Raw genomic sequence first — 22,457 nt, 5'->3', positions numbered from 1 at the left:
TATTAATTTAATTATGCTTAGTATTGCACATAAAATCTTTGGCTCAGCAAACAGCAGAATAATTAAATCATTTTATAAAGTGGTTCAGCACATAAATGCAATAGAGAACGAATTACAACTTCTTTCTAATGAGGCATTAAAAAATAAAACCATAGAATTTAAGGAAGCACTTAAAAATGGAAAGACATTAGACGATATATTAGTCTCAGCTTTCGCTGTAGTAAGAGAAGCTTCAAAAAGAGTACTTAACATGAGGCATTTCGATGTACAACTTATAGGTGGAATGGTCTTACATAAAGGAATGATATCTGAAATGAAGACAGGAGAAGGAAAAACTCTAGTAGCAACATTAGCTGCATATCTAAATGCATTAGAAGGAAAAGGAGTTCATATAGTCACAGTAAATGATTATTTGGCAAAGCGTGATGCTGAATGGATGGGAGAATTGTATGATGCATTAGGCATTACTGTAGGATGCATATTAACTGACACAAATGATTTAGAAAGAAAAAATGCATATCAATGTGACATATTATATTCAACAAATAATAACTTAGGTTTTGATTACTTACGTGACAACATGAAATTTTCCAGAAGCGAAATGGTACAAAGAGGTTTTAACTATGCAATAGTTGATGAGGTAGATTCAATACTAATAGATGAAGCAAGAACCCCTCTTATAATTTCCGGGCAAGTAGATCAAGATATCAAAATGTACAAAAAAATAGATAATCTGATTTACGAATTAGTAGAGGAAGATTACGAATTAGAAGAAAAAAGTAGGAATATTTTCCTAACAGAAGCTGGAACGACAAAAATTGAAAATTTATTAACTAAACATAATCTTATTCCTTACAACACTTCCTTATATGATATAGATAATATCATAATCATGCACTACATTACTCAAGCATTACGCGCACATAAAATTTTTTCTTTAGACAAGGATTACATAATCAAAAATGGCAATATAGTAATCATAGACGAGTTTACAGGGCGTATGATGGATGGAAGGAGATATTCAGACGGACTACACCAAGCACTTGAAGCAAAAGAAAAACTAAACATCAATAGTGAAAACCAAACACTAGCTTCTACTACATTTCAAAACTACTTTAGAATGTACACAAAACTTTCTGGAATGACTGGCACAGCAGAAACTGAATCTGAAGAATTCTTAGGTACATATAATCTACAAGTTGTACAAATTCCAACAAATATACCAGTTCAAAGAATAGACTTAAATGATGATATATATTGTACAGAAGAAGAAAAATTTAGTGCTGTCATCAAATTCATCTCAGAATGCCATCAAAAACTGCAGCCTGTATTAGTAGGTACAGTGAGTATTGAAAAATCAGAAATGTTATCTAAATTATTAACACAAAATAAACTAAAACATTCAGTGCTCAACGCACGTTATCACGAACAAGAAGCATATATAATAGCACAAGCTGGCATACCTGGAACAATTACTATTGCTACAAATATGGCTGGTAGAGGTACAGACATACAGCTTGGTGGTAACTTAAAAATGCTAGCAAAAACAACACTTGCCAATATTACAGACAAAGAAGCAATAGAAATAAAATATAAGCAACTTGCAGAAAAAGTAAAAAAAGATAAAGAAATAGCAATACAAGCTGGCGGGTTATGTGTAATTGGAACAGAACGTCATGAAAGCAGAAGAATTGACAACCAATTAAGAGGAAGGTCAGGTAGACAAGGAGATCCTGGGTTATCTAAGTTTTTCTTATCATTAGAAGATGATTTATTAAGAATATTTGGATCAGATAAAATAAAAGGTGTGCTAAAAAAACTAGGAATGAAAAAAGATGAAGCAATTCAACACACGTGGATAAGCAGGTCTATTGAAAAAGCACAACATAAGGTAGAATTAAGAAACTATGACATTAGAAAATCTTTATTAAAATTTGACAACGTAATAAATGAACAAAGAAAAGTTGTCTTTGACCAAAGAAACCATATTTTAGATAATGATTCTTATGACATTTCCATTATATATAGAGACCTTAACAATGAAATAGTCAATGGCATAATACATGATAAATACTATAACTTAGACGATGAAACATATAAAATATTATCATCTGAGTTTACAAGAATATACGCTATTACCTTGGATTACAACATCATCAGTGAATTAGAAAGTAAGGAAAAAGTTATAGAACACCTCAACAAAATTGCTGATGAACACTTTACACAAAAGATAGAAGAATTTAAATCTAGAGATCAAACACTATGGGATCATGCAGTAAAAAAAGTCATGATTATGTCATTAGATTATTTATGGAGAGACCATCTTGCCGCATTAGATAGTCTAAAATGCGGAATAAATTTAAGATCCATAGCACAAAAAGATCCACTAAATGAGTTTAAAGCTGAAGCATTTTCTATGCTTGAAAACATGATGAATAAGTTCTATGAATTAATAATACAAAGATTATCCCATTTAAGATTTGATATAGAATTAAGTGAAACACAAATACCAGAATATAACATTAATCACACTAAAATTTCACGCAATGAAAAATGCCCATGCGGATCAGGAAAAAAATTCAAACATTGTCATGGTATGTAAGCATAAGATAATAACAACCTACTATCAGTGAGGAACAAAAGTATAAGTCACTGCCTATTGAGGGCTATACACTAATAACAACAAATTTAGAATATAAAAATCTAACAAAATAACAACAATTGTTTCATTCCAAAGAAAATCTTAATACTATTATCAAGTGTAAGAATAACATACCAAGCACTTTTGAATTTTTAGTATTCAAAAAATTGAATCATATGCAAATCAATCTTGGTTCACAATAACAACTACTAATGAAAAACATATTCTAGTCATTACTCAAGAATAACATACTAAGAATTACTGAATTATGAGAACTGAAACAATTATACAACTAATATACTTATCAATATTTAATAGTAAACTGCTTAATAGTATAATGTTTAAATACATACCATAACTATATTTTACTAGAAAGTATCAACATTATATAAACCTTATGAGCACACAGTATAAGCTACTGCTACAACAACTTATAAAACAACAATATTTAATAATATTGATTTATAATAAATTAAAAAATTTTTAATCATACACATAATTAATTGCTAACTTCACACATATAGCAAAACAATTTATATAACAATACATAACCAATTTACATGTAATTATATTGAACAAAAATAGATACTAATTGACTATTACTTGTGTACATTTATCATTAAAACTTAATTATTTTAAGTATTTACACAACCATATATATCTAAAGCAACAACAGCATCACCTTGAATTTCTACTTTTCTAAAAGGTTTCATCATCAACAATACATTACTTTCATCACACATTAAACAAGTGTCATTTTCACTTAACATAGAAAACACATACCTACTGCTATTAGAATCATTAAGAATCACCTCTAAATCACACTCAGTACAATGCTTCTTATCATTATCAATTCCAGTACAGTATTTAATTAGATTGACTATCCCTTTATCTCCTGAATCATTAACAATATGTCCACTAGCATAGTAATTACTCCCTTCTTCATTAACATGCACAACACCATGATAAACATCAACACCAGGATGACCACTTCTCTGAATTGAAAAGTCAATTTGACATGAATCGTAATCTATACTCATAGCAATACCTTCTATAAATTAAATTATTAGCTAAAAAACTAATATAATAAATCCCTATTTATATATAACATCCACAGTACAAATCACTTGATCTGCACTTAAGACACAAAAAGAAAAACTCTTTCTACAAATATATAGTACCATATTTAAATAAATTAACACTACAAAAAGTAATAAACCTAAAAAATAGAAAAGAGTAACTCAATAAATATTAATGTATCAATACAAATTTAGACAATCAATAACTTACTACATTTCTATAAAAAAATTACTTATTACTCACATTTAGTTTCTACTTTGCCACGAGAATAAATATAAGTACACCCACCTGCTTTATGTTCTTTATTTTCATATTTTTCATTAAAGAAAGAATCTCTTATCTCTTTAGTATTTATACCATCGTGCACAAGCACGGTAATAATAGGTTCTTTATTAATTTGTTCTACTTTTAATGGATCCATTAGCAATGGATTATGTGAGTCAATTAACAAACAATCTTGTAAGTTACCCAATATAGAAACAATAAAACTTTTATTAATTGAAGTAATAGTATTACTAGAACTAGTAGGATCATAATGTTCAAGAGTAATTTCTAAATCACATTTAGAACTTACATTACCATAAATACCTTTTGTACCATGATTTAATATATTTACCGTACCTTTATCACCTGTCAAATCATTAACAATAGATGCACTAGCATAATATTTACCTTCATCACCGTTGATATGTAATGTACCATGATAAATATCAACATTAGAATGACAATTTTGTTGAATTAAAAAATCAATCTGACAATCATTTTGAGACTCATTCTGATACTCATTCTGATACTCATTAAAATCTAAAACCATAGCAAAGCTCTATTAAGAAAATATATTAACATGTTAATTATATACTTTTTAATTAAAAATACTAGATATTTATTACACATAACTTACATCTAATGAGACAGAACGAAAAACCTGCAACACATAATTATTAGTATGCAAGTGTACACTTAAACAGAACAACACTAGAGTTTAAATTATTAAACAATTCAAAACATCTAGTTACATACATAACTTACACACAAAACAATAACTTATTTATTATTCACACTTATAGTTCTAATAATACAACATATACACACTACTCTTTATTACCTTCATTATTCACACCAAAGAAAGTATCTTTAATCATTACTAAAAGTTAAACCTGTTTCCAACTTCTAGTCCAAACTGTCGCAGATTGTTGTACTGTAATATTTGCTCCACCAGGTAATAGGATAGTAATACCTTTAAATTTTGAGAATTTACACCATTATGTACAAGCATAGTAACAGCATGTTCATTAGCATCCACTTTAGATGGCCATAAGTAATAAATTATGATGATCAACAAGCAACTGATCTAAACACCAAAAAATAAGTAGGCATAAAAGTATTATTAATTGACGTAGTTTCATTAATAGATTTCACAGGATCATAATGCTCAAGCAAAATTTCCAAATTACATTTAGCAATATATTAGTCATAATAATACATACCGCCTTCTTGTCTAAGTACGTACCTTTACCTCCTGTCAAATCATTAATGATTTCCCCAGTAGTACCGTAATTGCTATCTTCATCATTAAAATGCAAAGTACCATGATAAAAATCAGTATTAGGACTATCACTTTTTTGAATCAAAAAGTCACTGATGTACATTATAATCAGTATCTATAACAAAACCTACAACATGTTAATAAATATACATAGGTATTATATAATGTATTAAGTACCACAACTTTTACATATTTACACTCTATTACTTTACACAATGTTAGCATTGCAATAGTAGTACACTAAATTCATATATAAATATTCACCTTAATTCTGCTACATATACTTCTAGTTTAAACCAATTTCAATATTTTTACTAAGTAACTACTACGCCACAAATTACCAACAGAAACAATTATATATTTATATAAATTTATTATTAGTTAAATATACATACTTAATTTATTTTATATCTATCAAATTATTTGCATTATTTAATTGACGTAGTATATTAAGTTATCGTTATTATGTGTTCAGTATGTCTTTAAATATTTGTTTACCAGATCAATCACTATTAAGACCCAGAATTACAGTTTTTGGTGTAGGTGGTGCTGGCGGTAATGCTGTTAATAACATGATACAGTCTAATCTACATGGTGTTAACTTTGTAGTAGCAAATACAGATGCACAAGCATTAGAGCTTTCTTTGTCTGAAAAGAAAATTCAACTAGGCATTGGATTAACAAAAGGGTTAGGAGCAGGATCACTACCAGAAGTAGGTAGAGGAGCCGCAGAAGAATCAATAAATGAAATTATTGAAGAAATTGCAGACAGCAATATGTTATTCATAACGGCTGGAATGGGTGGTGGTACAGGAACAGGTGCAGCACCTGTAATTGCTAAAGTCGCAAAGGAAAACAAGATTTTAACCATAGGAGTTGTCACTAAACCTTTTCATTTTGAAGGTGCACATCGTATGAGAACAGCAGAACTTGGCTTAGAAGAGCTGCAAAGATACGTTGATACCTTGATAGTAATTCCTAATCAAAATCTATTTAGGATTGCTAACGATAAAACAACATTTGCAGATGCATTTAAGCTTGCAGACACTGTGCTGCATACAGGTGTTCGTGGTATAACTGATTTAATGGTAATGCCAGGGCTTATCAACCTAGATTTTGCTGATATTCGAGCAATAATGAGCGAAATGGGTAAAGCAATGATGGGTACAGGAGAAGCAGAAGGAGAAAATAGAGCTATATTAGCAGCTGAAGCAGCTATATCTAATCCCCTATTAGACAATATTTCAATGAAAGGAGCAAAAGGAATATTAATCAACATAACTGGTGGATTGGATATGACACTATTTGAAGTTGATGCTGCTGCAAATCGTATTAGAGAAGAAGTAGATAGCCATGCTAATATAATATTTGGATCAACATTTAACAAAGAAAGCGAAGGAAAGATTAGAGTATCTGTTTTAGCAACTGGAATAGATAATGAAGAAGTAGTAATACAAAACAAAAGCACAATTAAAAACAAAGAAACTTATGATAACAAGTTATCTGAAATATCAAATAAACATTTTAACCCATCAGATAATGAAATTGCTTATTATAAACCTAGCGATCCAGGGCAAGATATGATTAATTCAATAAATCACACTAGGAAACAAGACAACATAGACAATCAATCATCTAACAACAAAATACATGAATCAGCTTATAAAGCACAATTCAATAAAAATGAGTATTGGGACGAAGAATCACTTAATATTCCAACTTTTTTAAGAAAAAAATAAGGTGCAGTGTCTTATTGGCTTTTAAAAACAGAACCTCAAGATTTTTCTTGGGATAATATGCTGTATGATAAAGTTACTGTATGGGATAATGTATTAAACTATCAAGCACAAAATTATTTAAAAGTAATGAAGTGTGGTGACTTTGCATTTTTTTATCATTCTGGGAAAGACAAAGGAATAATAGGAATAGTAGATATATATAAAGAATTCTATCTCCCTAACATGAACAATAGGTTTGGTGTAGTTGAAGTAAAGATAAATAAAAAATTAAATAAAACAGTATTTTTGAAAGACATTAAATCAATTTCTACACTAAAAAATATGCTTATTTTAAAACAACCACGACTATCAGTTTCTCCAATAACAGAACAAGAGTGGCATTGTATTTTACAGCTAGGAGAAACTACACTGTGATTGAAATTAATGTTTACTATAAAAAGTGGTATAATGTAATAAGTAAACCAAAAAGTTTTGTTAAAAATATCATCAATACTTCTCTAACAGATCTAAACATTCATGAGTACAAACCTATCATTTCTATAGTATTAGCAAACGACAAATTATTACAGCAATTAAACTATGAATACAGAAAAAAAAACAAACCAACAAATGTTTTATCATTTCCATACAATAAATTAGAAAAAAACTGCTACTTAGGAGAAATTTTTATTTCATTAGATGTCCTTATGAACGAATCGATTGATCTTAATATACCAATAGAACACCATACTTCTCATATGTTGATTCACGGACTATTACACATTTTAGACTACGATCATGAAGAACCACTAGATCAATATATAATGGAGTCTATTGAAATTAAGTTATTAGACAAACTAGGAATAAAAAACCCTTATGTTTCACGTGAAACATAAACGTTTAAACAAAATAATGCACTCTCAATTATTATCACTAAGCATCATTAGTTCAATATATAAATATAACAAAATACGTTAAATTAAATTACTATACAAACTAGGCATAAAAAAAACATTATGTTTTATGTAAAATATAAATACCTAAACAAAATAGTGAAATTTTAATCACAATAAAATTTATACTATTAACTTACCATTTCATAGATTATTAAACATTTCATTCACAAGCATAAAAAATCATTATATCAACATATAAGAAATATACTAAATTGAGTTACTAAATAAATTAGTAATAAAAAAAATTCATGTTCCACGTGAAACATAAACATTCAAACAAAAGATTTACAATCGATAAAAAACGATACTACTAATTCACCGTTTCATAACATACTTCATTTGCAAACACAAAGAATCATTAGGTCAATACATTAATAGATGATTATATAAATTAGTAACAAAAAAATCTTATGCTGCACATAAAATATTCAATAAAAACTATCTATCATATAAATTTTGTATCATATTGTAATATACAATACTTAATAATAAAAAATTCAGTGACAGTAGTCTCATCTAATATATAATTAAAAAAAATGTAAATTATCTGTATGAGCAAAGTTTTTGCAATAGTAAATCAAAAAGGCGGTGTTGGAAAAACAACAACTAGTATAAACTTATCAACAGCTTTTTCTATAGTAAATAAAAAGACCTTACTTATAGATTTAGATCCTCAAGGTAATAGCAGTACTGGTTTCGGAATAACATATGAACAAAGGATAAATACAGTATATGAAGTATTAATCAATAACCTATCTATATCATCAGCTGTTGTCACAACTGAAATACCAAACTTACATTTATTACCATCAACAGTAGATCTATCTGCAGCAGAAGTTGAATTAACACAAGTACAACAAAGAGAATTTATTTTAAAAAAATCTTTGTCTGAAGTAAGAAACTCATATGACTATATCTTTATCGATTGTCCACCTTCTTTGGGATTACTAACAGTAAATGCATTAATAGCTGCAGACTCTATTATGATTCCATTACAATGCGAATTTTTCGCTCTGGAAGGACTTAGCCATTTAATAAAAACCATAGAAATAATCAAGAAACATCTCAACCCACTCTTATCAATAGAAGGAATTATTTTAACTATGTATGATAAAAGAAATAAGCTAAGTGAACAAGTAGAAGAAGATATTAGAAAATATTTAAAAGAATCTGTATATAAAACAGTCATCCCTAGAAATGTTAGATTATCTGAAGCTCCATCTCATGGAAAACCTGCCATTATATATGATTTTAAATGTGCAGGTTCACAAGCATATATATATCTAGCAAAAGAAATCCTAAAAAAACAAAAAAAATAATAGGTATTCAAAATGACAAAAAGACTAGGAAAAGGCATTTTTGAGTTAATAGGAAATAACAATTTAGAAATCAACAACAACAGTAATAACATCAATACTACCAATCACTTAACAATGCCAATAAACTTATTAAACCCTAGTACATCACAACCAAGAAAAACTTTCGATCAAGCATCACTTAAAGAATTAGCAGAATCCATTTCTAAACATGGCATAATACAACCAATAATTATCAGGAAAAATCCACATAAAAAAGGTTATGAAATAATAGCAGGAGAAAGAAGATGGAGAGCTAGCATTCTAGCAAAATTAAAATCAGTACCTGTAATTGTAAGAGAAATAAGTGATAATCAGTGTTTAGAACTATCAATTATAGAAAACATACAAAGACAAGATTTAACACCTATAGAAGAAGCAGAAGCATATTCTAATTTAATAAATACTTTTTCTTATACACATGAAGATTTAGCTTCTATTTTAGGTAAAAGTAGAAGTCATATTACAAATATGATAAGAATACTATCTTTACCACCTTCTATAAAATCAATGGTAAATGATAAACTTATATCATTTGGACATGCTAGAGCTTTAATAAATATAGAAAACCCGGAAGAAATAGCACAAAAAATTATTTCTTTAAACTTAAATGTAAGACAAACTGAACTATTAATCAAAAATTTACAAAAACCAAACAGAAATAAAACCTCAGAAAACTTTACAGAATTAGAGAATTCATTATCTGAAATATTAAAGCTAAAAATTAAAATAAAAGGATTAAATCACAAGGGAAATATAGTTATAAAATACAATAACCAACAACAATTTAATTCAATACTAGATAAATTAAAAAAATCAATATAAAGTTTTTTAATTTAAGACACATTCACTAAAATCAAAAATGACTCTAAAAATTTACAACTGAAATAATTTCATATACTATATTATAATATTGAATTATACTACATATATATAAATGAGAAACGAATTGATATGCCTTGGTGTGATCACATCATCTCATGGAATTAGTGGAAATGTAAAGATAAGAACTTTCACAGAAAATCCAGAAGATTTTACATCTTATGGAATGTTAACTGATGGAACAAATACATATAAAATAAGTATAGTATCTGTCACATCACAAAATACAATAATTGCAAAAATCAAAAATATAGTGTCAAGAAATGATGCAGACTTACTAAGAAATAAAAAGCTTTTCATAGAAAAAGACAAATTACCAAACCTTACAAATAATGATGAATTCTACCACAATGATTTAATAGGGTTGAATGTTATATTGGAAGACAATAAAGTCTATGGAAATGTAAAGAAAATTCATAATTTTGGATCTTGTGACATTATAGAAATATGTCTTTCCTATTCTAAACAAAGTACTATGTTACCTTTTACAAAAAACATATTCCCTCATATAAACATTAAAGAAAAATATATAATAGTAAATTTACCAGAAATTATAGGAAATAGCAGTGACACTTAATGTTAACGTTCTAACTATATTTCCAGAAATGTTTCCAGGTCCATTAAGTTATTCAGTAATAGGAAGGGCTTTAAATAAAGGTATCTGGAATCTAAATGTTATTGATATAAGGTTATTCGCAAAAGATAAACATAAAACAGTAGATGATAAACCTTATGGCGGAGGACCTGGTATGATAATGAAAGCAGATGTTATAGGTTCAGCAATAGACGAAGTATTGAGTAAAAACAAAAATACAAAACTAATATACATGTCTCCTAGTGGAGTAAAATTAAATCAAGATATTTCTGGACAATTAACACATTTTTCTAATATAACTGTACTATGTGGTCGCTTTGAAGGAATAGATAAGAGAATTTTAGATTTTTATGATTTTCACGAAATAAGTATTGGAGACTATATATTATCAGGTGGAGAAATTGCTTGTATGGTTCTCATAGAAACTTGCGTTAGGCTTATACCTGGAGTAGTCAATAATACACAAAGTATATGTGATGAGAGCTTTGCTTTAAATAATCAATTAGAGTACCCTCAGTACACACGTCCAGCAAAATGGAGAGGATTAGCTGTTCCTGATATCTTACTCTCTGGAAATCACAAAAAGATTAATCTTTGGAAAGCTAATCAATCTTATTGTATAACCAAACAAAGGCGTCCTGAATTAACTGGTACAATAAATGGAGATACATATGAGTAATTTGCTTAAGGAGTTCAATGAACAACAGATAAAATTGTTGTCCAATAAAAAAATACCAAAGTTTAGCTCAGGTGATACAGTAAGAGTAAGTATGAAAATCTTTGATGGAGTAAGTGAACGTATACAAGTATTCGAAGGCGTATGCATAAAAAGAAGAAACAATGGTCTACACTCTTCTTTCACTTTAAGAAAAATAAGCTACAATGAAAGTATACAATTGCAAGTATTTTTATACTCTCCTACAGTAGAGTCCATAGAAGTAGTAAAATTTGGTAAAGTCCGCAGAGCAAAACTTTATTATATGCTGAGCTTATTTGGTAAATCTGCAAGAATAAAAGAACGCAGTAATGTTGCAAAACATTAATCTTAATTTTGCAAATCTTATAGCATTTTATTCCATGATGTCTTTTTATTGCAGTAAAAAAGCCTTATAGTAGTGTGTTATTTCTATAAATTTCATTCTTCACAGTATTTTACCTGTAATTTTGCATTGTAATAAATTAAAGATTTATGTTTTTATCAAGAAGTATTTTTAACCATTATATATCTTCTTTATAGTAAAGAGAACATATTTCCTATGGTACATTATCCACATACACTAAGTTTTCAATAAAAAAACTTCTACCTTATTTTGTACAATAGAAAGTCCATAGCTGCATTTACAGATAGCATTTGTATTTCATTTCTACTCATATTATCACTAAAATAGCACTTTTTATAATCACTATCAATATTTGAAGCATAACCTATATAAACTAACCCCACTTGCTCACCATCAGGACCAGCAAATCCAGTAATTGAAATAGATATATTAGCTTTTGAATTTTTTAAAGCACCAACTGACATTAAAATAGATACTTCTGGACTCACAGCTCCATGCTTATCAATAAGTCCTTTATCAATATTTAAAAGCCTAGCTTTAGTTTCATTCGAATATACAACAAAACTACAATCTAATACTTTTGATGCTCCTGGAATACAAGATAACAAAAAAGACATCAATCCTGCTGTACATGACTCAGCTATTACTATTTTAGAATTATTTTCTACTAGCTTTAAAACACATACTTTAGCTTTTTCTAATATTTCTTGTTTTATTATCACGTAACAACATTATATAAATCACAAACAAACTTATATTCACTTAACAAATAAGTGAAACAATTAAAAGCAAAATCAACAAATTGTGTTATACAACTGCTAACTAAATATACATAAATATACTACTAGTATTAGAAATTATACTTATATTTTATAAAACTATAAAAATCTTTTAACTTATACAATAACTATATAAAATTGCGAAGATATAATATTAAAAAGACATTTAGTAGAATAAAAAAATTCTTAAATTATTATACAAGTTTATAATGTAATACATAAACAAATAAGATATAATAACAAAACATCGGTTATGTACTTTAAAATTATATGTTTAATTATGGTTAATGTAAGATGATAAATATTTATTTTAATAACAATCTATGTAAGCAATTTCATCGTGGAATCAAAGGATACGATGTAGTAGCTGATTTATTTCCAGAATTAAAAAATAAAGCAATAGCTGTAAAAGTAAATGGGGAATCTTACGATTTATCAAGAGAAATTACAGAAAACTGTACTTTTGAAGTCATAACAACAAATAGCGAAGAAGGTCTTGAAATTATACGTCATGATACCGCACATATCATGGCACAAGCAGTAAAAGAAATCTTTCCAGATACTCAAATAACAATTGGTCCAACCATTAAAGATGGTTTTTATTATGATTTCGCAACAGAACATAACTTTTCTAGTAATGACCTAGAGATAATAGAAAAAAAAATGATAGAAATTATAAACAAAAACGAAATCTTTATACGTGAAGTATGGACTAGAGAAGAAGCTATAAAATTTTTTTCTAGTATAGGAGAGAATTACAAAGTTAAAATAATATCCAACATTCCAAACAATGAAAATATCACTGTTTACAAACAAGGAAATTTTATTGACTTATGTCGTGGTCCACATGCACCTTCAACAAAAACATCAAGATCTTTTAAATTAACAAAAGTATCCGGATCTTATTGGCAAGGTAATTCAAATAATGAAAAGTTGCAAAGAATTTATGGTACAGCATGGCGAAATGAAGAAGAATTAAAATCATATTTGAATAACTTAATAGAAATAGAAAAGAGAGACCATAGGAAAATTGGAAAAGAACTAGAATTATTCCATATTCAAAATGAAGCATGTGGTCAAGTATTTTGGCACAAAAAAGGCTGGACTATTTACCGAATAATAGAAAACTACATAAGAAAGAAACTAGAAACCAATGGCTATATAGAAGTAAAAACTCCTATGCTTCTAAACAAAGAGCTCTGGGAAAAGTCAGGACATTGGGATAAGTTTCGTGGAAATATGTTTTTAAGTGAGGCAGAAGATAAAGTTTTAGCAATAAAACCAATGAATTGTCCATGTCATATACAAATTTTTAACTCAAAAATTAGAAGTTACCGTGATTTACCAATACGCATGGCAGAATTCGGAACATGTCATAGATATGAAGCATCAGGAGCACTACATGGATTAATGAGAGTACGTGGCTTTACTCAAGATGATGCACATATCTTTTGTACAGAAAGTCAAGTTACCTCTGAAGCATTAAAATTTTGTAAACTATTAATGGAAATATATAAAGATTTTGGATTCACTGACATATTAGTAAAATTTTCAGATCGTCCAGAAAATAGAGCTGGTAGCGATGAAACATGGGATAAAGCTGAACTAGCATTAAAAAAATCAGTTGAATCTGCCAATTTAAATTATATTCTAAATCCTGGAGATGGAGCATTTTATGGACCAAAATTAGAATTTGTACTCAAAGATGCTATTGGTAGAGAATGGCAATGTGGAACTTTACAAATGGATTTTGTACTACCAGAAAGATTAGGCGCCTACTATATAGGCAATGATGGAAAAAAACATCATCCAGTAATGCTACATCGTGCAATTTTAGGTACGTTTGAAAGGTTTATAGGAATACTAATTGAACATCACTCAGGTAAATTTCCAATATGGCTAGCTCCTACACAATTATCAATATTAACTATAAGTGAAGACTCAATTGAGTATGCTAATTCTCTAAAAACAAAAGCTGAAGAACATAATATAAGGGTTGAGCTTGATGTCACAAGTGAAAAAATAAATTACAAGATACGGAATCACATTCACAAGAAAACACCTGTATTTTGGGTAGTAGGTAAAAAAGAAGTAAATGAAAATTCTGTATCTATACGCTATTTAGAATCAAATACACAGCATACTATGTCTGTTGATAAAGCGTTGAAAACATTATTAACTTGTGCTAGCATCTAATAATTTTTAGTCAGGAGTGTAAGATTTGAAAAAAAACAAATTCTCTAATAAAAACAGGATCAACGAAATGATTACAGAAAAAAAAGTAAAACTCGTTGATCAAAATAGTGTTATGATTGGAGTTGTAGATATTGAAGACGCTTTATCTAGAGCTAAAGCTGTTAATTTAGATTTAGTTGAAATAGTACATGATGATGAATATCCTCTATGTAAAATATTCGACTATAGTAAATACAGATATAGCCATAAAAAGAAGATAAGCGATTCAAAAAAGAAGCAAAAAACCATCATAGTAAAGGAACTTAAGTTCAAACTTAATATTGGGGATAATGACTATAATGTAAAGCTAAACATGTTACGTAGTTTTATAGAAAGAGGAGATAAAGTAAAAATATCACTCAGATTTATAGGAAGAGAAATACTCCATCCAGAAGTTGGAATGGAGATTATAGAAAGACTAATCAAAGACACCTCTGACATCGCAAAGCCAGAAAATTTACCAAAAAAGGAAGGGAATTTGATTAATATGGTATTAACTGCCAAATAAATACTGTACAAGAATACTATAACATAAGTTATAGTATTCTAATTCCATTCTATAAACCCACAGTTAAAATAGAAATGACAAACACATTTGTTATACTGTTTAATAATCTCAAATTCTTCAATTTAGATGGTAGCATTTTTATAAAAATTTCATTCATTATACAGTACACTGTGTTTTTTGTGTTGGTTATACAGTAGAACATGATAAAAATTCTTACTTGATAGTCAGTATTATCTATATATAGTTTGTCATTGAAAGAAAAATACTAAAAAAACTGTTCATTATCTGAGTAAAAGATTTACTGCTACAAATACTGCATGAATATCTTAATGAAATATTGAAGTAATGATAACTGTACTTACCGTTATTTAGTACACATAACCTGCTTTACATTCTCAAGATACATAAAAAGTAAAATAATGTATAACCATGTTATCATACAACATTACTCTTATATAAATATTGTTTTATTCACAAAAAAAAGTTAAAAACAATAATTTAGCAATGTTTAAAATACAAATCAACTTTATAAAACACACTTTTTTGTAAACATAGAGTTTAACACTACACATGCATATGACAATCTGTCACAAATTCCACTAACTAACAGTAAGTTACAGTGTTAAAAACATATAACTTCAAATATCAATAAATTTCAGCATTTATAATCATTGCGAACATTTGATTAATATTATGTATCTTCATAGTAAATTACACAGCATATAAAGCAAACATCCTCAGTAATTTTAAAATCAACTTAGTTATTATGTCACTAAATTAGTATTTACAAACAATACATCTTGAGTTAACACCATGCACTTCACAACAAACAGTTATAAATTACACCAAATAATATTGCCAATAAATAAGTTTAATAATCTATATTAGTTACTACATAACTGAAATATCAGTATTTAGCATTTATAAACAACACATCATTTCTGTAAAATATTTTAGCTAATGTAATACATTTTCAATAAATCTTATATTTCACAGTAATTTCTAAAGTCAAAAATCCATAACATGGAATATTTTTTGAAATGTTAATAAAACACAATATTCTTACATTATCACTTATATGTAAGCATTTTACATTCTTAACTCTATAAGCACATTTTTATCCAAAAAATTTTATTACTAGTATAGCACAATATTCAATTTCTAAAGAATTATTAATAGTATACACTTTTTAATATACCTAAGCATGTTCTTAACACTTGAATTTGATAACAACAATCATGACATTCATTATACTTATTTTTTCAATATCATTTGATTTTTTTCACAATAAATAATATACTAGTTTGAAAATATAAAAATTTTCCCATTATACATTATTTGTAGCTTTGAGTACCACGAAGTGCAACAATATATAGTATCTCTTAATCATCTCTAAACAATTACTATTTACTAAAACGTAAAGCTAGAAGTTATATAGTTCACAAATGCAGTAACAAAATCATTCACCATATTAACATCGGTTATATATAAAATAATGCATAAAATTTTATACATCACCTACTTGCATTTTATAATCTCATATCCTCAACATTATAATGACATTATATACACTCAGTTAGAATTTTATACTAATTTCCTTGAAACAACTTATATATAATCATTCAATTTATATTAATTGATTACTGTTTTTAACTGAATAAAAGAGTACCAATACATTGCTATTTCCAATTATTTAAATTTTTTTAAAGCATTACACCAATCACCATCATTAGCAATAATCTCAATATCCCTAAGATTTTCTCTTATAGAAGAGTTTATATTTACCTTTAAATTAAAATTTAATATACCATCTAATAAGTTAGGCCACTCTACAATACAAACGCCGTTATCACAAATACAATCTAAGCCTAAGTCATATACTTCACGTAAACAACTAACCCTATAAAGGTCAACATGATATATTATAAATTCACTAGAATGATATTCATTAATAATACTGAAAGTAGGACTACTTACATCTTCAGATGGAATCAATGCATTAACTAAAAACCTAACAAAAGTAGTTTTACCAACACCCAAATCACCAACTAAAGATATAGAATCACACTTTTTTAAATTTAAAGCAACAAAACACGCTAGCTTTTCTAAAAAAAACAAATCAACAAAACTATACTTAAATTGCAACTATACACTCACAACTGAAATAAATTATCTGCGTTCACCTTGTAGATTCAACAAGCTTAAAAATATATTAACATAATTAAAGTACAAAGTAGTTGCACCTAATATAGCCATTTTATTGACAGAAACATCAGTTCCATCATTAAATTTATAGTATACATCTTTAATTCTTTGAGCATCATATGCAGTCATACCAGTAAATAAAACTACTGCAACAATTGATATAGCAAAATGTAATGGGCTACTATGCAAAAATAAATTAACTAAAGAGGCAAGAACTATTCCGACAAGACCCATAAACAAAAACGTTCCAAATTGAGATAAATCCTTCTTGGTAACATTACCATACCAGGCCATGATACCAAACATAGAAGATGATATAAAAAACACCTTTGCAATACTTGCTGAAGTATACACTAGAAATATATAAGAAATGGAAACACCCATCAAGGCTGCAAAGCTAAAAAATACCGTCAGTACAGCTTGAAAGCTGAAAACATTCAATTTATAAGACATTAAAAAAACCAACCCTACAGGAGCAAACATAATTACCCAATGTAAAGGAGTATTATATATCACAGACATAAGAGCAGAAGATGAAGACACAAAAAATGCCACTATACCAGTTAACCCTAAAGCCATAGCCATATAGTTATATACTTTTACTAGATAATTCCTTAGACCAACACTATAGTAAGCACTCTCAAAACGTACATTACTGTAATTATCCATAAATACTCCACTTTAGAAAAAATTTAAGCCACTTAATTATAACAAAAAATATAAAAATATCAATACCAATTTATCATGAACCATGTAAGATTGGATCTGTATCTTTATGCATACTTTCAACAAAATATATTTCCTGCATACCAGTAGAAACTTGTTGTAAATCATTTCCTTGTACTTTTTTTTCTAATTCTTCATTAGCTTTAACACTATAATACAACATTAATGCATATCCTATACAAAATATCGCCATACCAATAGCACGTGTAATAAATCCTAACGGTAATGAATCCATACCAAAAGGACCAAGATTACCTGTATACATTGCACCGGATCTACATTCAAAAGAAAGTAGTACCTTACCAGCCAAAATTAAAAAAGTACCAAAAAATATACTACCAAAAATAAATGATTGAGCAGGACTACCTGAAGATTTACCATCCCTATCTTTACTATTCTTACATCTAATTATATAAGAAAGTAAAAACATACTTGCTGCTATTAAGAAAAATATATTTCCTACAGTATCCACAATCCCCTGCAAATTAAATGCAGTATTAACAGGAATATTACTTACATTAAAAATTGATGGAACCATTAAACTAAATACAGCAATTGCTTGCATAATAGTAGTAAGGAACCCACCAGTTAAATCAAATTTATTTGCATGAGTTTCACAAAATCCGGCAACATCATCGCTAAAAGATACTATTTCATCTTCTTTTTCTTCACACTTTTTTAACTGTGCTTGTAATCTTGCTCTCTCTTTTTCTATATATAAAACATTATATAAACCTGTAACAAGAAAAGATATACATAAAAGTAAAGCCACAAATTCAGCAAGACAACCTAAGAATAATGTTTTATCCTTACTTAATCCCATAACCCCTGACTGCAAAATAGCACCTGAAGCAAAAACTAACGCATAAAGAACACATACAGCCATGACTATTTTTTTTCTAGCCAAGTCTTGACTATTCAATTTGTATAAACTAAACTCAAGCTGTGCCTTTCTTTGTTCTTTACTTAGGCCACTAGCTTTTTTAGCTTTTTCACCATTATCACCTAACATAATATATCAATTTCACCTCACTAATTATTAAAAAATACACACTTAAATCTTAACATTAAGATATGGCAATACAGGTTATATTATAAATCAGAAAAAACAAAAAGCTATTAACTTTTTTAGCTTCATTAATTATATAATTGTATACTAAAAAAGTAACAGTATGTAAAAATATGTCTATAATTATATAAAAAATAAAGGTTAAATTTATGAAAATAGGAATAAACGGGCTAGGACGTATAGGAAGATGTTTAATAAGGGCAATATATGAAAATGCACAATCATCAATAGAATTATCTGCATTAAATGGATCTACATCACCAGAAACACATGCACATCTTATTCAATACGATTCTGTACATGGAAAATTTCCATATAATGTAGAATCAGAAGAAGGTTATATAATAATAAACGATAAAAAAATTCCACTATCAACTGAAAAAGAACCAAAAAACATCTTCTGGGAAAAACACAATGTAGATATTGTATTAGAAAGTACAGGGAAGTTTAATAAAAAATCTTTAGCAACACAACATATTAACTCAACAGTAAAAAAAGTTATAGTATCAGCACCAGTACAAGATTCTGACATAACAATCGTATATGGTGTAAATAATGAAATGTTAAAAAAAGAACACAATGTAATTTCAGCTGGATCATGTACTACAAACTGTATAGCACCTATTCTAAAGATAATGAATGATACAATAGGAATAAAAAACGGGTTCATGACAACAGTACACTCATACACAAACGATCAAAATTTAGTTGATAATAACCATAAAGACTTAAGAAGAGCAAGAGCATGCATGATGTCTATTATTCCCACAACAACAGGAGCAACAAAAACTATTGATTTAATAATACCAGAACTAAAAGGAAAACTTAATGGAACAGCTATACGCGTACCAACACCAAATGTATCTATGATAGATTTAGTATTTAACTCTGTTAAATCAACCAACGCTAATGAAATAAATGATATAATAAAAAATTCGTCACAAAACTCTAAAGTCATAAGCATAACAGACAAAAAATTAGTATCTATAGACTTTTGCCACAGTACATATAGCTCAATAGTAGACGCAAATGAAACATGTGTTACTGATAACAACTTATGCCGTATAGCAGCTTGGTATGACAATGAATGGGCTTTTGCTATGAGAATGTTAGATATAGTATCATTATTATCAGAATTAATATAAAATAGATTAGCAAATTTATATGACCGTACTAACTTTTAATGTAAGCAAGGCGTTTTTATTTACAAAATAAATTAAAAATTAAATATATTATAATAAAATGCTTACCATTAATATACAAACATACAACTAAAACATATTTTCCACATAGTAATATTTAATACTCACATATCAACATGTAATACTCAAACCAACTACTTTAGAGAATTTACCATAGATGATATCATATCTTGTATTCCAAGGTATATATTATAAAGGCTATCATTCCTCATGTATGCAGAACAAGAAAATATTTTATTCACATCATCTTTAACAGATTTAATAGTAGGACAATCAACATGAATTCCTCCTAATTTATCTATTAAATTATTAGAATCTTCCCCTATTGTTACTTTAATTTTCGCAACATCTTTTAATATTTCAACTAGTACTGCAGGTGATATACAAACTGCTCCTATAGGTTTTTTAGCATTATAAAATTTATATACAGCATTCTTGAATTCAGGCAATATACTCTCACCTTGTTTATCCTCATCAAACAAATTAGAAAAATTTTTTGCCACACCATATCCACCAGGAATTACTAACATATCAAATTCTTCAACATTTATTTGCTCTATATCATATATGGACCCTCTTGCTATTCTTGCAGATTCAACCAAAATGTTTCTAACTTCCTCTACAGATTCTTTCTTTTTATGATCTATAACTTGTTTCTGATTTTTATTTGGTGCAAAACACTTAAAACTCACATTATTTCTATCAAGCTCAAGCATAACTAAAACAGCTTCTCTGATTTCCGATCCATCCATATGACCACAACCAGATAAAATAACAGCAGAATTCAACGTCATAAAATACCCTTTATTAAACTAAATGCTAATTTTATAAAAACAATTTGTAATTTACAAATTTATTTGAGTACTATATGTGCTATAAATTTATATCATAATGATCACTTACATAATAAACAATGAATATATTATTAATAGGATGTGGTAATTTAGGAAGCATATTACTAAACAAATGGTCATATAATGACCAAATATCAAAAATTATTGTAGTTCAACCAAGCTTATCAAAAAAAGATGCATTTAACAGTATCACTAAAGTCACATTTGTAAAGTGTCACGAAGAAATAAGCAGAGATTTTGTTCCACAAGTTGTTGTGATAGCAATAAAACCTCAACAAATTTTTTATGTAATGCCAAATTATAGAATTTATAGTAAATCTGCATCTTTCATTTCTTTATGCGCTGGGATTGATGTTAATTTCTTAAAAGAATGTTTAGGAAATACAGCAATAATAATAAGAGTGATGCCTAATATTGCAATGTCACTGAGTGAAAGTGTAAATCTTTCTTATATGGCAGAAGGATTACCTAATGAAAAACAAAAAGTATCAACTGTTTTTAACGACACAGGACTTATATATTGGATACAAAAAGAAGATATTTTTGATAAATTATCTCCTATTACTGGTTCTGGTCCTGCATTCTTTTTTTCTCTTGCAGAAGAATTAGTAAGGCACACTGTAGAAGCAGGAATCAATGAAGAAGATGCTATCAAATTAGTATCTCAAACATTTACAGGAAGTGCTAAACTACTAGAAACAAGAAAAACTACTATTAGCAATCTTATATCATCAATAACAAGTCGTGGTGGAATAACACAAGCTGCACTGCAAGTACTAAACTCAGATTTACCTAAAACAATCAGTTCATGTTTAAAAGCAGCAATGGAAAGGTTATTGTACTTAAAAGATATGCATAGAAATAATCAATAATGCATATTGTATATAATAAACATATAGAAAAACAAATTTTTATTTGATATTTCTTTCAGTTAAATTATAATGCAAAGGGTAATATGAGCAAAGGCTTTGTGAAGTCGGTCAGGTTAGGAATAAAGCAGCCGTAGCATTGCTTCTTTGGGTTGTATTGCCCATTTTTTATTTTA

Annotated in this window: 21 protein-coding genes and 1 other RNA gene; 14 read left to right on the top strand and 8 right to left on the bottom strand. The window is 28.1% G+C overall.

All coding sequences use genetic code 11. From position 1 onward, the window contains the following. Nucleotides 1-13: 13 nt before the first annotated feature. The gene (gene secA, locus DRF75_RS01990; protein WP_045171184.1) at nt 14-2,602 is read left to right on the top strand and encodes a preprotein translocase subunit SecA; all 2,589 of its coding nucleotides are present in this window, start codon (nt 14-16) and stop codon (nt 2,600-2,602) included. Nucleotides 2,603-3,276: 674 nt separating this feature from the next. On the opposite strand, the gene DRF75_RS01985 is transcribed toward secA, so the two are convergent. The 3 genes from DRF75_RS01985 to DRF75_RS01975 all read right to left on the bottom strand — a co-directional run bounded on the left by DRF75_RS01985 (nt 3,277) and on the right by DRF75_RS01975 (nt 5,352). Next, nucleotides 3,277-3,681 carry a hypothetical protein gene (locus tag DRF75_RS01985; RefSeq protein ID WP_052453679.1) on the bottom strand — a complete coding sequence of 135 codons (405 nt, stop codon included), beginning with the start codon at nt 3,679-3,681 and terminating at the stop codon, nt 3,277-3,279. 275 nt (nt 3,682-3,956) lie between these two features. Next, nucleotides 3,957-4,535, bottom strand: a complete 579-nt coding sequence (locus DRF75_RS01980; protein ID WP_129992564.1) for a hypothetical protein — start codon at nt 4,533-4,535, stop codon at nt 3,957-3,959. Nucleotides 4,536-5,136: 601 nt separating this feature from the next. After that, nucleotides 5,137-5,352 carry a hypothetical protein gene (locus tag DRF75_RS01975; RefSeq protein ID WP_129992563.1) on the bottom strand — a complete coding sequence of 72 codons (216 nt, stop codon included), beginning with the start codon at nt 5,350-5,352 and terminating at the stop codon, nt 5,137-5,139. 391 nt (nt 5,353-5,743) lie between these two features. On the opposite strand from DRF75_RS01975, the gene ftsZ reads away from it, so the two are divergent. The 8 genes from ftsZ to rplS all read left to right on the top strand — a co-directional run bounded on the left by ftsZ (nt 5,744) and on the right by rplS (nt 11,816). Next, the gene (ftsZ, locus tag DRF75_RS01970) at nt 5,744-7,006 is read left to right on the top strand and encodes a cell division protein FtsZ (RefSeq protein WP_045171188.1); all 1,263 of its coding nucleotides are present in this window, start codon (nt 5,744-5,746) and stop codon (nt 7,004-7,006) included. A gap of 6 nt (nt 7,007-7,012) precedes the next feature. Next, nucleotides 7,013-7,420, top strand: a complete 408-nt coding sequence (locus DRF75_RS01965) for an EVE domain-containing protein (RefSeq protein ID WP_045171189.1) — start codon at nt 7,013-7,015, stop codon at nt 7,418-7,420. After that, nucleotides 7,417-7,881: an rRNA maturation RNase YbeY gene (gene ybeY, locus DRF75_RS01960; RefSeq protein ID WP_045171190.1), complete on the top strand. Its 465-nt coding sequence runs from the start codon at nt 7,417-7,419 to the stop codon at nt 7,879-7,881. The genes DRF75_RS01965 and ybeY overlap by 4 nt, the downstream gene beginning before the upstream one ends. Before the next feature lie 611 nt (nt 7,882-8,492). After that, nucleotides 8,493-9,260 carry a ParA family protein gene (locus DRF75_RS01955; RefSeq protein WP_045171191.1) on the top strand — a complete coding sequence of 256 codons (768 nt, stop codon included), beginning with the start codon at nt 8,493-8,495 and terminating at the stop codon, nt 9,258-9,260. A 12-nt stretch (nt 9,261-9,272) separates the two neighbouring features. Next, complete coding sequence (locus DRF75_RS01950) at nt 9,273-10,121, top strand: ParB/RepB/Spo0J family partition protein (RefSeq protein ID WP_045171192.1); 849 nt, start codon at nt 9,273-9,275, stop codon at nt 10,119-10,121. A 112-nt stretch (nt 10,122-10,233) separates the two neighbouring features. Beyond that, entirely contained in the window at nt 10,234-10,755 is a 522-nt protein-coding gene (gene rimM, locus DRF75_RS01945) for a ribosome maturation factor RimM (protein ID WP_045171193.1), read from the top strand. Next, nucleotides 10,745-11,452: a tRNA (guanosine(37)-N1)-methyltransferase TrmD gene (gene trmD, locus DRF75_RS01940; protein WP_082020002.1), complete on the top strand. Its 708-nt coding sequence runs from the start codon at nt 10,745-10,747 to the stop codon at nt 11,450-11,452. The genes rimM and trmD overlap by 11 nt, the downstream gene beginning before the upstream one ends. Beyond that, a complete protein-coding gene (rplS, locus tag DRF75_RS01935; RefSeq protein WP_045171194.1) occupies nt 11,445-11,816 on the top strand; it encodes a 50S ribosomal protein L19 in 372 nt (123 codons plus the stop codon). The genes trmD and rplS overlap by 8 nt, the downstream gene beginning before the upstream one ends. Before the next feature lie 257 nt (nt 11,817-12,073). Here rplS and DRF75_RS01930 read toward each other — a convergent pair whose 3' ends face one another. Then, nucleotides 12,074-12,556 (bottom strand): CinA family protein, encoded by a 483-nt coding sequence (locus DRF75_RS01930; protein WP_129992562.1) that lies wholly within the window; start codon nt 12,554-12,556, stop codon nt 12,074-12,076. 351 nt (nt 12,557-12,907) lie between these two features. Between DRF75_RS01930 and thrS the strand changes: the two genes are divergently transcribed. After that, nucleotides 12,908-14,809, top strand: a complete 1,902-nt coding sequence (thrS, locus tag DRF75_RS01925; RefSeq protein WP_045171196.1) for a threonine--tRNA ligase — start codon at nt 12,908-12,910, stop codon at nt 14,807-14,809. 25 nt (nt 14,810-14,834) lie between these two features. Continuing rightward, entirely contained in the window at nt 14,835-15,356 is a 522-nt protein-coding gene (gene infC / locus DRF75_RS01920; RefSeq protein ID WP_082020004.1) for a translation initiation factor IF-3, read from the top strand. A gap of 1,689 nt (nt 15,357-17,045) precedes the next feature. Here the strand turns inward: infC and tsaE are convergent. From tsaE to DRF75_RS01905, 3 genes are all read right to left on the bottom strand, one after another. Beyond that, nucleotides 17,046-17,501: a tRNA (adenosine(37)-N6)-threonylcarbamoyltransferase complex ATPase subunit type 1 TsaE gene (tsaE, locus tag DRF75_RS01915; RefSeq protein ID WP_045171198.1), complete on the bottom strand. Its 456-nt coding sequence runs from the start codon at nt 17,499-17,501 to the stop codon at nt 17,046-17,048. Nucleotides 17,502-17,525: 24 nt separating this feature from the next. Further along, nucleotides 17,526-18,230 carry a Bax inhibitor-1/YccA family protein gene (locus tag DRF75_RS01910; RefSeq protein ID WP_045171199.1) on the bottom strand — a complete coding sequence of 235 codons (705 nt, stop codon included), beginning with the start codon at nt 18,228-18,230 and terminating at the stop codon, nt 17,526-17,528. Nucleotides 18,231-18,303: 73 nt separating this feature from the next. Continuing rightward, a complete protein-coding gene (locus DRF75_RS01905; protein ID WP_045171200.1) occupies nt 18,304-19,299 on the bottom strand; it encodes a hypothetical protein in 996 nt (331 codons plus the stop codon). Between the two features lie 206 nt (nt 19,300-19,505). Here DRF75_RS01905 and gap point away from each other — a divergent pair, with 206 nt between their 5' ends. Continuing rightward, nucleotides 19,506-20,501 carry a type I glyceraldehyde-3-phosphate dehydrogenase gene (gene gap, locus DRF75_RS01900; protein ID WP_045171201.1) on the top strand — a complete coding sequence of 332 codons (996 nt, stop codon included), beginning with the start codon at nt 19,506-19,508 and terminating at the stop codon, nt 20,499-20,501. A 191-nt stretch (nt 20,502-20,692) separates the two neighbouring features. On the opposite strand, the gene elbB is transcribed toward gap, so the two are convergent. After that, nucleotides 20,693-21,352 carry an isoprenoid biosynthesis glyoxalase ElbB gene (gene elbB / locus DRF75_RS01895; RefSeq protein ID WP_129992561.1) on the bottom strand — a complete coding sequence of 220 codons (660 nt, stop codon included), beginning with the start codon at nt 21,350-21,352 and terminating at the stop codon, nt 20,693-20,695. A gap of 119 nt (nt 21,353-21,471) precedes the next feature. Between elbB and DRF75_RS01890 the strand changes: the two genes are divergently transcribed. Both DRF75_RS01890 and ffs read left to right on the top strand, forming a co-directional pair. Further along, nucleotides 21,472-22,284: a pyrroline-5-carboxylate reductase family protein gene (locus DRF75_RS01890; RefSeq protein WP_129992560.1), complete on the top strand. Its 813-nt coding sequence runs from the start codon at nt 21,472-21,474 to the stop codon at nt 22,282-22,284. A 73-nt stretch (nt 22,285-22,357) separates the two neighbouring features. Beyond that, nucleotides 22,358-22,450, top strand: an RNA gene (gene ffs, locus DRF75_RS01885) — signal recognition particle sRNA small type. Nucleotides 22,451-22,457 lie beyond the last annotated feature (7 nt).

Source organism: Ehrlichia minasensis, assembly GCF_004181775.1.
GTDB lineage: Bacteria > Pseudomonadota > Alphaproteobacteria > Rickettsiales > Anaplasmataceae > Ehrlichia > Ehrlichia minasensis.
This window is presented reverse-complemented; position numbering and strand designations above follow the sequence as displayed.